At 70.3% G+C, this 11,809-nt stretch carries 10 protein-coding genes and 3 pseudogenes; 8 read left to right on the top strand and 5 right to left on the bottom strand.

Translation table 11 applies throughout. The features are described from left to right. Together ALMP_RS06120 and ALMP_RS06115 are read right to left on the bottom strand one after the other, a co-directional pair. Positions 1-419: pseudogene (locus ALMP_RS06120) on the bottom strand (acetaldehyde dehydrogenase (acetylating)); the annotation flags it as partial. Next, a complete protein-coding gene (locus ALMP_RS06115) occupies positions 416-1,249 on the bottom strand; it encodes a 2-keto-4-pentenoate hydratase (protein ID WP_264925188.1) in 834 nt (277 codons plus the stop codon). The pseudogene ALMP_RS06120 and the gene ALMP_RS06115, both read right to left, overlap by 4 nt. Before the next feature lie 117 nt (positions 1,250-1,366). Between ALMP_RS06115 and ALMP_RS06110 the strand changes: the two genes are divergently transcribed. From ALMP_RS06110 to ALMP_RS06095, 4 genes are all read left to right on the top strand, one after another. Beyond that, positions 1,367-2,089 carry an IclR family transcriptional regulator gene (locus ALMP_RS06110; protein WP_264925189.1) on the top strand — a complete coding sequence of 241 codons (723 nt, stop codon included), beginning with the start codon at positions 1,367-1,369 and terminating at the stop codon, positions 2,087-2,089. A gap of 879 nt (positions 2,090-2,968) precedes the next feature. Then, complete coding sequence (locus tag ALMP_RS06105) at positions 2,969-3,364, top strand: hypothetical protein (protein ID WP_264925187.1); 396 nt, start codon at positions 2,969-2,971, stop codon at positions 3,362-3,364. Positions 3,365-4,084: 720 nt separating this feature from the next. Beyond that, positions 4,085-4,480: a hypothetical protein gene (locus ALMP_RS06100; RefSeq protein WP_264925186.1), complete on the top strand. Its 396-nt coding sequence runs from the start codon at positions 4,085-4,087 to the stop codon at positions 4,478-4,480. 120 nt (positions 4,481-4,600) lie between these two features. Further along, positions 4,601-5,848 (top strand): DUF418 domain-containing protein, encoded by a 1,248-nt coding sequence (locus ALMP_RS06095; protein ID WP_264925185.1) that lies wholly within the window; start codon positions 4,601-4,603, stop codon positions 5,846-5,848. Positions 5,849-5,854: 6 nt separating this feature from the next. Here ALMP_RS06095 and ALMP_RS06090 read toward each other — a convergent pair whose 3' ends face one another. The 3 genes and pseudogenes from ALMP_RS06090 to ALMP_RS06080 all read right to left on the bottom strand — a co-directional run. Further along, the gene (locus ALMP_RS06090; protein WP_264925184.1) at positions 5,855-7,804 is read right to left on the bottom strand and encodes an acyltransferase family protein; all 1,950 of its coding nucleotides are present in this window, start codon (positions 7,802-7,804) and stop codon (positions 5,855-5,857) included. Continuing rightward, on the bottom strand, positions 7,801-8,892 hold the full coding sequence (locus ALMP_RS06085) for an LCP family protein (RefSeq protein ID WP_264925183.1): 1,092 nt from the start codon (positions 8,890-8,892) through the stop codon (positions 7,801-7,803). Before ALMP_RS06085 ends, ALMP_RS06090 begins: the two co-directional genes overlap by 4 nt. Before the next feature lie 158 nt (positions 8,893-9,050). After that, positions 9,051-9,383: pseudogene (locus ALMP_RS06080) on the bottom strand (sensor histidine kinase); the annotation flags it as partial. A 224-nt stretch (positions 9,384-9,607) separates the two neighbouring features. Between ALMP_RS06080 and ALMP_RS06075 the strand changes: the two are divergent. The 4 genes and pseudogenes from ALMP_RS06075 (at position 9,608) to ALMP_RS06060 (ending at position 11,763) form a co-directional block, all read left to right on the top strand. Continuing rightward, positions 9,608-10,063 (top strand): hypothetical protein, encoded by a 456-nt coding sequence (locus tag ALMP_RS06075; protein WP_264925182.1) that lies wholly within the window; start codon positions 9,608-9,610, stop codon positions 10,061-10,063. Positions 10,064-10,179: 116 nt separating this feature from the next. Beyond that, positions 10,180-10,962 (top strand): transposase family protein, encoded by a 783-nt coding sequence (locus ALMP_RS06070; protein WP_309299433.1) that lies wholly within the window; start codon positions 10,180-10,182, stop codon positions 10,960-10,962. A 103-nt stretch (positions 10,963-11,065) separates the two neighbouring features. Next, a pseudogene (locus ALMP_RS06065) lies at positions 11,066-11,581 on the top strand (IS30 family transposase); the annotation flags it as partial. Then, entirely contained in the window at positions 11,578-11,763 is a 186-nt protein-coding gene (locus ALMP_RS06060; protein ID WP_264925179.1) for a DUF6188 family protein, read from the top strand. The pseudogene ALMP_RS06065 and the gene ALMP_RS06060, both read left to right, overlap by 4 nt. Positions 11,764-11,809 lie beyond the last annotated feature (46 nt).

Here is an 11,809-nt window from a genome sequence, read left to right as displayed (position 1 = left end):
AGTCGACCGCGGCGACGACCGGGATGGTGGCCTGGCCGCCGCAGGTGACCATGTTGACGTTCGGTGCGCCGAGATGGGCGCCGCCGTTGACCGGCGGGACGACGTACGGGCCGACGGCCGCCGGGGTCAGGTCGACGAGGGTGCGGCCGAGCGGGCGCAGCACCTCGTCATGGTGCCGGTGGGCACCGGCCGAGGTCGCGTCGAAGACGATCGCCACGTCGGCGAACTCGTCCAGGCCGATGAGCCCTTCGACGCCCTTGTGGGTGGTGGCGACCTTCAGGCGGCGGGCGCGGGCCAGGCCGTCGGAGTCCGGGTCGATGCCGGGCCGCGATGTCGAGGGTCTCCGACAGCCGCAGCAGCTTGATCATCAGGTCGGTGCCGATGTTGCCCGAGCCGATGACCGCGACCTTGGTGCTCATCGCTCATTTCCTTCCTTGGCGAAGCCGACCCGTACGGAGCCCAGGTCCGAGATGCGGGCCTCGAACACGTCGCCCGGGGCGGCGGGGGCCATCGGGCCCAGGGCCCCGGTCAACACCAGGTCGCCCGCACGCAGCGGGTCTCCCCGCTCGGCGAGCGCCGAGGCCAGCCAGACCGCCGCGTTGAGGGGGCCGCCGAGGCAGTCGGCGCCGCTGCCCTCCGAGACCGTCCCGCCGTGCCGGGTCATCGTCATCGTCACGGCGCGCAGGTCGATGCCGGTAAGCGGTACGGGCGTGCCGCCGAGGACGTACAGCCCGCTGGAGGCGTTGTCGGCGACCGTGTCGACGAGGGAGATGTCCCACCCCTGCACCCGGCTGTCGACGATCTCCAGAGCGGGGAGAGCGAAGTCGACCGCCCGCAGCACGTCCACCACGGTGCACTCGCGGTCCGGCAGATCACGGCCCAGCACCAGCGCGACCTCGGCCTCCACCTTGGGCTGCAGCAGCCGCCCGGCGGCCACCTCACCGCCGTCGGGTACGGCCATGTCCGCGAACAGCGTGCCGAAGTCGGGCTGTTCGACGCCGAGTTGCCGCTGCACGGCAGGCGAGGTCAGGCCGATCTTGCGGCCGACGATCCGGCGGCCGACGTCCAGCCCCCGCCGGACGTTCAGTTGCTGGACGGCGTACGCGGACGTCAGGTCGCCGTCGTCGAAGAACGTCCGCACCGGCGGGCAGGCGGCCCGGGTGCGGGTGGCCTCGGCCAGCACGTCGGCGGCCTTGGCCACGGCCGGGGGAACGGCGTCCGCATGGACGCGGTCGGGCGGAGTCGACACGGGCTGCCTCCAGGGGAGTGGTGCCGTCGGTGCATCCGTCGGCGTGTTCTGGTATAGACAAAACACCCTCGCGGCCACAAACTTTGTTCCGTGACACGGAACAACGCGAGCGGCAGTATGCTGGAGAAAGCTGCTCTTATCCTCGACAGCTTCACTCCGAGCGGTGGCCCGTACCGTCTGTCGGAACTCTCGGAGCGCACCGGCCTGCCCAAGCCGACCGTGCACAGGCTGGCGGCTGACCTCATCGGGCTGGGCTGGCTGGAGCGCACGGGCCCTCAGTACAGGCTCGGTGCGAAGCTGTTCGAACTCGGTTCGCTGGTCCCGCACCGGCTCGATCTGCGCGAGGCGGCCCTGCCTTTTCTCCAGGACCTGTTCGAGGCGACCCGTGAGACCGTTCACCTCGGCGTCCGCGAGGGCCTTGAGGTGGTCTACCTCGAACGCATCCACGGCCACGAGGCGCTGCGGCTGCCCTCCCGGATCGGCGGCAGCCTGCCGCTGAGCTGCACCGGCGTGGGCAAGGCCCTGCTCGCCTTCTCCGGTACCGAGCTGACCGAGGAGGTGCTGTCCCGGCCGCTGCCGCGCCTCACGCCCCACTCGATCACCGACCCGGCGCGTCTGCGCACGGCCCTGGAGAAGATCCGGGTCTCCGGCCTGGCCTACGAGGAGCAGGAAGCCGCACCGGGGGTGAGTTGCATCGCGGCTCCCGTGTTCGTCGGCGGCACCATCGTGGCCGCCCTCTCGGTGGCCGTACCGCGCTCCCGCTTCAGCCCCGCCCAACTGGCCCCCGCGGTGCGGACGGCGGCCCTCGGACTTTCCCGCGTCCTGCGCGGGGGCGGTTGACCGCGTGGCGGTGCGGCACGTCCTGGGCCAGGGTGACCTCGACCGGCAGATGCCAATTGCGGTTGAGGAAGTCGAAGAAGTCGAAGCGGACGAGGGGGTCGGCTCCGGTCAGGTGGATGGGAAACCGCGGCGAAATCACAGTCGCTGAGGCGGGTGCCGAGGGAGGCGTTCTCGCAGCGGTCGTCAGGATGTCGCGCAGTCACTCGTGCGCCGGGTGGTAACGGTTCATCGGGGCTACCACATCGTCTCGATGAGCGGGCCAGAAGTGTTGCGTCCGTCGGTCGTGAGTGCGAGCCATGTCGTCACCGGATCGCTGTGTCGGGTGATGACGTCGGGGCCTGGCGGTAGCCGGCGACGGCCGCGGGGCGAGACCCCGACGTGGCGAGGGTGCTCGCCGCAACACCCGATGCTTCGGCCATCTGGGCGGCCGCGTGATCGTCGACGTCCGGCTGGGGTGACCGGAGCCTCGCTCACCCCAAGACGTCTGCGCCATCGGGTCTTGGTTCCGGTCCTCGTCGAGCATCGCGAGGTGCAGTTCGGCGATGAGGGAGGGGGCGTCGCGGTTTCGGCCGAGCACGGAGCAGCCCGGTTCAAGTGGTGACGCACGGGGCACAGCCAGCCAGATCATTCACGCAGTGATCACTGGACGTGATCCCCCCCGCCACGAACGCAATCCCCGCAACTACCCGGCGTTTCTCGGAAACTCGCAGCCGTCCTCTGCTGCTACAAGCGACTCGTCCGCCTCACCACGCACACGGTCCTACTGCCGCACGAAAGGGCTGCTCGCGGCAGTCCAGGCCGGACGAGGCAGCAGTGGACTCTCCGGCATCGGCCTGCCGAGATGCCAGCCATCAGACGCAGGTGCCAACGCAGGAGGAGGTGAGTGCACGGGTCACCGGCAAGCCCAGGGGTGTCGGCCGGTGCGGGTACGGGCAGCGCACCACGATCGCCCTTACCGCCCGCACTGGGTTCCCCTTCTTCGCCCAGGCAGCCGCGCAGGCGATGGAAGACGCTGCCGTCCTGGCGGGCTGCCTCGCCGACCGGCCGGAAGACCCCTCGGCCGCGCTGCGCCGGTACAAGGACATACGCCGCCCGCGCGCCACCCGCGTGCAGCTGATGAGCCGGGGCAGGGCGGAGGGCAACCACCTGCCCGACGGGCCCGCTCAGCAGGCCAGGGACGCCTCCTTCGCGAGCGCGGACCCGTTCGCCCAGAGCGGATGGATCTACGGGCACGACGCCGAGCTGTCCGTGCGGGAAGCACTGGCGGCCGACTGAACCGATGGGGGTGTCTCCAGGAATACCCGGCGTATAGCCTGACTCGTCTGCCGCTCAGCATTTCCGAAGGTCAGAGTCATGTTTTCTCACTGAACAAACTGTCCGGGTCGAACCCGGGTCGAATTCGGGTCCGAGTATTGTCGTCCCTTTACCCTCGCCCATGCAGCAAGTCCGGGCATACCGGGCGTTACGGGTGGTCCAACGGCGGCCTGTGGTGGACATTCAGGCGGCGGACGAATCGCAAGTACCTGTACGAGGTGTCTGCTTGTCGGCCCGCTCTGGCTGAACTCCATTGCCGGTGGTTCTTGAGCGCTACACCGGCAGAACTTGCATTCTCGCAGCTCAACTGATCGGTGCTGTCGCGTGGGCGTGCTGGGTTGCATGCCGAGTTGGCCCGTCTTGGCGTACCTGCCTGGGGCGTCGCAGGTCAGGGCGGTGGTGGCAGGCAGGATTACTCCGCGTGACCCGCCAGAGGAGGGCGGAACTGCGCAGCTCCCGGCCACAAGGTTCGGCCCCGGGCGCAGCCGGTAAGACAGCGGGCGCGAACGATGCGCGACGCCGTCCGCATGACACACATTCTCCGCCGCTTCTCTCGCGGGGTGGGGGCCGCGGTGAGCGGACCTCAGAGTGCGGCGCGCAGGCGGCTGACTGTGACGCAGGAAGCCCTCGGCTGTGAGGGTACGCAGGATCTGCGGGACGGCGGCGACGAAGGTCGGGTGAATGTCGTGCATCAGGACGACGCTGTTGCGCCGGGCCCGGCTGATGACGGTCTGGGCGACCATGGTGCTGTTCCGGTACCTCCAGTCCTCGGCGTCGATGTCCGAGAGCACTGGCGCGAGTGTGGCGGCGGCCTTCACCGTGGCGGCGGCCTTCACCGTGGCGTTGGTCGCGCAGTACGGCGACTGGAAGCGGGGGCCTGCCGGTGGTGGCTTCGATCGCGGGGCTGGTGCGGCGTCGCCAATCGCTGCGGCCGGCTCCCGACGCGACCCCTTCCGCGTGGGCAACTGTGGGCACGTGGGGCACGCGTGGCCACCTCTTGACGCCGGTCGGCACATCTCCGCCCGTCCGGCGTTCGATCCGCAGCGGCCGGTGAAGCCGCATGCGCACGGTGCCTGAGACGTGACGGATACACAACTGAGTGGGGTTCGAGCCGTGGCCGCTACCGAGGGCAAGAGGAGCGGATACCTGGAGTGTCGATCATCGACGGCACCACAGATCCAGCACCACAGGAGTGCCATGAATGCCTTGCCTTCCACCGAACGGCTCCAGGCGCCCGCAGCCCCGCTCCCTCGTATCGTCGGGCTCGATGTCGCCCGCGGACTCGCGGTGATCGGCATGCTCGCCCAACATTTCGCCTCGCTGCCCCCGAGTCCACCGTCCCTGTTCCAGCCCGGCAGTTGGGCCGGGTTGGTCAGCGGCGGATCGACCATCCTGTTCGCCGTCATCGGCGGGATCTCGATCGGCATCATCACCGGCGCCGCCCGCCGGCTCGACGGTCAGCAACTCCTCCGGGCCAGGATGAAACTCCTCGCCCGGGCGGCGGTCATCTTCCTTCTCGGCGCGGCGCTGAACGCCATCAGCTCCGGGGTCGGCGTGATCCTCTGCGTGTACGCGTTGTGCTACATCGCGGTGATTCCGCTGCTGCGTGTCCGGCCCCGGACGCTCGCGCTCGGCGCCGTCGCCGGCATGGTCGTGGTCCCCGTCCTGCTCGCCTACCTCGCGGCGTTCAAGCAGTGGCGCCTTCCGGTCAACGCGTCCTTCGAGGAGTTCGATCTGCTCTTCGCCCCCAACGGGCTGTCCGTGGCCCCGCTGACGCTGTACTTCCTGCTGGGCATCGCCCTCTCCAGGTTCGACATCTCGTCGGTCCGTACGGTGCTCGGCATGCTCGTCGGCGGGGTCGTCCTGGTCGTCGTCGGCTACGGCGGTGGCTGGGCGGTGACCGAAGGGGCGGGCGCCGGGACGGCTGCCGTTCCCCCGGCGCCCGCAGGCGGGCCCGCCACGGCCCCGCCCGACAACGCCGCCCTCACCCGCGGCCTGCTCTGTATGCCGGAGCCCGGCCAGGTCACCTGCATAGACCCGAACTTCGACCCCGACACGTACAAGCCGGCGTGGCAGGCTCCCGAACTCGCCGATCAGGCCCGGCGGGTGCCGCACTCCAACCACGTCGCCGAAATGCTGGGCGGAACGGGAGTGGCGCTGCTGGTCACCGGGCTGAGCCTGGTCGTCGCGCCCCGGGTGCGGCGCCTGGTCGTGCCGTTGGCGGCACTCGGCACCATGGCACTGACCGCGTACTCGCTGCAGTTCGTGCTGCTGTACACCGTCTCCTACCTCGGCGGCTCCGACCTGCTGTCCGACAACCAGAGCTTCCTCATCATGACGGTCGCCCTGCTCGTCGTCTGCCCGGTCTGGCGGCGGCTGCTGGGGCAGGGACCGTTCGAACGGCTCCTGTCCGCCGCAGCCCGCCGCGCCGCGCACGTCGGCTGAACCCGGTTACCTCTGTTCCAGCGCTCGCGCCACCGTTCCCGCGTACAGCCTCGCGCCCGCGGGACCGGGGTGCACGCCGTCGTCCGCCAGGAGGTCGTCCCTGCCCCGGACGGCACGGTTCCAGTCCGCGACCACGACGTTCGGATGTGCCGCGGCGGTCTGCCGGACGGCGGTGTTCACCTGGTCCTTCCAGGCGAGCGGGCCGTGCACGGTGACCAGGACGACCGTACGGCGGGCGCCGGCTTCCCGGACGACCTGTTCGAGGTCCGTACGGCCGCCGACGCCGTTCGTGCCGAGGCCGACGAGCAGGACCGGGTTCAGACGGTCCTCGGATCCGAGGGAACGTACCTCGGAGGGGGCCGCGGACAGCTGGCGGCTGACCTTGGCGTCGATTTTGATGCCGGGGAAGCGTTCCTTCAGCGCCGGGGCCGCGGCGAGCATGACGGAGTCACCGACGGCCGTGATCCTTTCGGCCCGTGCGCGCGCGGACGTGCCCGGCGGCACCGGGTCGTCGCCCTGTACGGCGCGTTCACCGGCCGCGATCCGGTCGGCGGCGCTGTCGCCGCGGCCGGCCGAGGCGATGCCCCAGGCGGCGACGAGAACGGCCATCCCGGCGAGTACCGCCACCGCACGCGGACGCCACGAGCGCCGGTCACCGGTCCCGCTGCCTGCGGGATCGCCCGGTCCATGAGGACCACCGCTCGGGCGGCGCGAAATGCCGCCCACCCCACCGAAGTCGCCGCCCGGGACACGAGCCCTGTCCGCCGTACCGCCCCACGACTTCCCGCGATCCCCGGACAGCGCCCCGCGCACCGCTGCCGCAGTCCGACGCAGGCCGTGGCGGCGTACGGGTTTCTCCACCCAGCGGTACGAGGCGGCGGCCACGGTGACGGAGACAGCTGCCGCGAGCAGTCCTCGTAGAGGTGCCTGGCCCGGCCCGGGCCCGTCCGGCACGGCCAGGGCGATCAGCGGCATGTGCCACAGGTAGATCCCGTAGGACCGGCGGCCGATCCAGCGCAGCCACGGGGTGCTCATGAACCTGGCGAAGACCGATCCGCTCTGCGCGGCGGCCAGGACAACGGCTCCGGCGGCACACGCGGCGACGGCGAAGCCCCACGGGTACAGGTGCGGGGTGTCGGAGTGGATCCCCCCGGCCAGCACTCCGAGGACCACCGACCCCATGACACCGGCTGCTCCGTACAGGAGAAGCGCCCGATGGTGCTTCCCGGCACCGGCAGCGGGAACCGCGAGGGCGAGCGCGGCGCCGAGCAGGAGGCCGAAGGCGTGGGTGTCCGTGCCGAAGTAGGCACGGGACGTGTCCTCGCCGGGCCGGTGCAGCAGCGCCATCGCGGTGAGGGACGCGATCACCGCCGCCAGCACGACGGCCACGCGAATTCGGGTACGGGTGCAGGGGCCGGTCATCCGCAGCAGCCCCAGGATCACCAGGGGCCAGGCGAGATAGAACTGCTCCTCCACGCCGAGGGTCCACAGGTGCTGGAAAAGGGGCGGCGGCCCGAAAGAGGCGAAGTAGGAGGCATGGGTGCTGATCTGCCACCAGTTGTTGGTGAAGGTCAGCGCCGACAGCACGTCCCGCCCGGAGGCGTCGATCCGCTCCGGGCGCCACAGCGCCGCCACGGCGGTCACGGTGACCAGGAGGACGACCAGCGCGGGGAGCAGCCGTCGCGCCCGCCGTACCCAGAACCGCGCGAGGTCGATCCGGCCGGTGCGCTGACGTTCGGCGCACAGCAGGTCGGTGATCAGCCAGCCGCTGAGTACGAAGAACACGTCGACGCCGAGAAAGCCGCCGGGCAGCCAGGAGGGGGCGATGTGGTAGACGACCACCAGGAGCACGGCCACCGCGCGGACGCCGTCGAGTCCGGGCCGGTACGGGCGTGGGGCCTCAGGCGGCTCAGGGGCGGCGGGGCGCCGCATCATCAGGGTCGCGGAGTCGCTCACGACTGCTCACCTCCCGGCAGAGGCCGGTCCTCGATGAGCGCTTTCCATAGGGCGTTCGCCTTCGGTTCCTCGGGGACGACCCGGTTGGGGTCGTGCGGGGCGGGGGCGACCGGCAGGGTGCGGAAGTCGACCTGGTCGGCGTCGAGGCCGTCGAGGGAGCGGGCGAAGGACGTCAGCGACGAGAGGGAACCGAGGCCCTTGTCCGTGCTGATGGCGCTGGTGAGGTCGTCGAGCAGCCGGTAGAGCCGCACGGGGTTCGTCAGCAGGTCGGTGGAGCGTATCTGGCCGATCAGGGCCTTCACGAAGGTCTGTTGGAGCTTGATGCGGCCGAGGTCGCTGCCGTCGCCGATGCCGTGCCGGGTGCGTACGAGCCCGAGGGCCTGCTCGCCGTTCAGGCGCTGAGGGCCCTTGCGAAGGTTGGTGCGGCTGTCGGGGTCGTCGATGTCCTGCGGGACATTCACCCGGACCCCGCCGAGCGTGTTGATCATCTTTTTGAATCCGGTGAAGTCGATCTCCACGACATGGTCGATCCGCAGCCCGGAGAGCTGCTCGACCGTGGCGACCGAGCAGGCCATGCCGCCGACGGAGAAGGCGGAGTTGAACATGACGGATTTCGCGGCCGGTACGACACCGGACCCGGTGGCGCAGGCGGGCCGGTCGATCAGGGTGTCCCGGGGGAGGCTGATCACCGAGGCGCCTCTGCGGCCGTCGGCGAGGTGGACGACCATGGCGGTGTCGGAGCGGGCGCCGCCTTCGTCGCGGCCGTACTCGCTGTTCGCCCCCGACCGGGAGTCCGAGCCGAGCAGCAGCACGTTCACCGCTCCCGGTGCCTGCCGGTCCGGTCGGGATCCGCTGTTCAACTGCCCGTCGATGTCCTGGGAGTCGATGTTGCCGTCGAGGTTCTGGTAGGCGAAGGCGGCGCCGGCCGCCATGAGCGTGACGAAGACGGCCGTCGTCACCAGGAGCCGGCGTGTCCGGCGGCGGGACGGGCGCCGGGAGGCCGGGCGGGCCCTGATGCGTCGCTGGTGTGCCGAGGGGGCCCTGGCGTGCCGGCGCGGCTCACGGACCGGAAGGCGTGGGTCGGTCATGCGCTCTCCCATTCGGACAGCCCGCGAACGTGCTTCGCGGTGGGTGCTGCCGATGGTCGATCGCGCAGGTCTACGGCCTGCATCCGGCGGCCGTCCGCGGGCGATCGAAACCCGCTCCGTTGTGTATCTGTTCTGTACCGGCGAGAGTTCCCCGAGGGCTACGGGGGCTCGTCAGGGGCCGCAGGCAGGGTGAGAACGGCTTCGGCGCCGCCGTCGGGCGCGTTGCCGAACCGGAGCCGGGCACCGATCACCTCGGCCTGCCCCAGGGCGATGGTCAGCCCCAGACCGTGTCCTTTGCCGCGTTCCGGAGCGTGCGTGCGGAAACGCTGGGGGCCGTCGGTCAACAGCTCCTCGGGGTATCCCCGCCCGTGGTCGCGCACGGTCACCGAGGTCGCCGTGACGGCGACCTCCACCGGGGGCCGACCGTGCCGGTGCGCGTTGGCCAGCAGATTGGCGAGGATACGGTTCAACCGACGGGGGTCGGTGCGGACCAGCGTGGCCGTGCGACCGTCCTCCACCGAGTCCATGCGGACCGGGAAGTCGGCGCGCGCCACGGCCTGTTCGACCAGCAGGCGCAAGGACCAGGCGGACAGGTCGAAGATCGTCTGCCCTGTCGTCTGAGGCGGTTCCCGGGTTCCGCTGCGCTCGTCGCGGGACCGCTCCTACGATCCGTGACCGGGCCGGTACGCGGTGAGGTCGCGGGAGGGTGCGGGGTATGGGAGATCTGGAGCGAATCATCGCTCGCCGGGGCGAACTGGACGCGCTTGCCGAGGAGTTGGCCAAGCAGCTGCGGGAGGTCCAGGCCGAGCGGGAGGAACTGCTGGTCGCCGAGCGGGTCCTGAACCGGCTGGCCGAACAGGATCGGGCCGTTACCGAGGCCGCGGAGGTGGCGGCTCCGGTGAAAGCGCAGGTGGCGGGGCGTGCGGTGCTGCTGATCCCGCACCGCGGTGAGACGCACGACGAGGCCGCGCTGCCCGCCGACTACCGCCGTGTCTTGGCGATCGTGCGGGCCGCCGGAGGGGCGGTGCAGGTCAAGGCGGTGGGTGAGGAGCTGGGGCTTGAGGTGGGGGTGCGCGGGAAGCTGGAGCCGCTGCGGGCGAAGATGACCAAGCTCGCCGATCGTGGCTGGCTGCACAAACGGCCCGACGGGAAGTTCACCGCGCGCCTGTAGCAGCACCGGACCGGGGTGGCAAGAGAGCGTAACCGGCGGGCCCGACGGCAGTTGAGTTTGTGTGAAAAAACAACGACACCGTCGAGGGCCCTGACGGCCTTGTCTACACCGCCCGCCTGCCGCTGTCGAGTGCCACCCTGAACTGGCTCGCCGACCTGTTACGGGGCCACTTCAAGAAGATCGGCTCCCGGTGGCGGGCCCTGCCCGCGGGGAAGATCGCCGGCATCGTGCTGGCGGTCCTGCGCTGTGACCAGCGGCCCGGCGACCTGGCAGGCGGCAACGGAGTGCACCGCACCACCGTCACCCGCTGGGTGCGCGAGATCGTGGGCCTGCTGGCCGCCCGCGCCCCGCGCCTGGACCGTGCCCTGAAGAAGATCGCCCGAAAGGGTGGCGGAATCGTACTGCTGGACGGCTCGGTGATACGCACCCGTCGGCGCACCGGGGCCGAGAACCGCAAGAACTACTCGGGCAAGAACAAATGCCACGGCCTGCTCGTGATCGCGCTCACCGACGACCGGGGCCGACTGCTGTGGGTCTCCGCGGCCCGGCCCGGGCGGACTTCGGAGATCACCGCCTGCCGACATGACAAGCTCACCGCGCATCTCCGCGCGGCCGGCCTCGGAGCCATCGCCGACCTGGGGTTCACCGGCCTCGACGACAGCGGCCCGGACGACGACCCGGCGGTGATCACCGGCTACAAGGCCGCCCGGAACCGGCCCCTGACCCGTGGCCAGAGGCTGTCCAACAAGGCGCTGGCCGCAGTGCGCGCCCCGGTCGAGCACGGCTTCGCCCACCTGAAGAACTGGCGCGTGCTGGGCAAGGTCCGCACGGATCCGACGTGGGCTACCGCGCTGGTGCGGGCCTTGCTGGTCCTCACGAACAAGGAAGTTGCCCGATGACCGATGATCTTGTCGCTGGACTACCACCCCGGACCTGGCCGAGCGTCCCGACACCTACGCACACCAGCCCACCTGACGTGCAGTTTTCACGATGCACACCTCTCACTGGGAAGGCGACCTGATCCTCGGCCGCAAGAAGCACTCCGCGATCGCCACCCTGGTAGAGCGCAGCACCCGTTACCTGATGCTGGTCCACCTGCCAGACGGCTACAACTCCGCAGCCGTGCGCGACGCCCTCATCGCCACGATCAGCCCTCTGCCACCTGACCTGAAGCGATCTCTGACCTGGGATCAGGGCACTGAAATGGCCGCTCATCGCGGCTTCAGTATGGCCACCAATGTCCCGGTCTACTTCTGTGACCCCGGCAGCCCGTGGCAGCGCGGCTCGAATGAAAACACCAACGGCCTGCTCCGGCAGTACTTTCCCAAGGGCACCGACTTGTCCGTCCACACTCGCGAACACCTGAACGCGGTCGCCGCCGAACTGAACAGCAGGCCCCGCAAGACGCTCGGCTGGGAAACGCCGACCGAGCGCCTGTCTACACTGCTCAAGGCCCAACAGAGTCGGTCGTCGGCTTTCCGTCGGCACACGGCAGAACCGCGGCAGGGGGAGCGGTGAGAGTACCTGCGGAGCTGGTCGGCACCCGTGTCACACGCACGGCCTTCGACCAACAGGTCCGGATCAGCTTCACCGATCACGCCCCAGACGGTCGCATCCGCGTCGACGGCGAGCTCGTCATCGAGACACCGTTCACCCTCACGGACTCCTCGGGCCACCAGGCCCTAGTAGGACTCCGTTAGGTCTGTCTTGATCTTGGTGTGGTCCTGCTGGGCAGGGGTTGGTGGC

The sequence above is a fragment of the Streptomyces sp. A012304 genome (assembly GCF_026008495.1).
Taxonomy (GTDB): Bacteria; Actinomycetota; Actinomycetes; order Streptomycetales; family Streptomycetaceae; genus Streptomyces.
The sequence above is the reverse complement of the archived record's forward strand: the minus strand, read 5'-3'. Positions and strand labels throughout refer to the sequence as shown.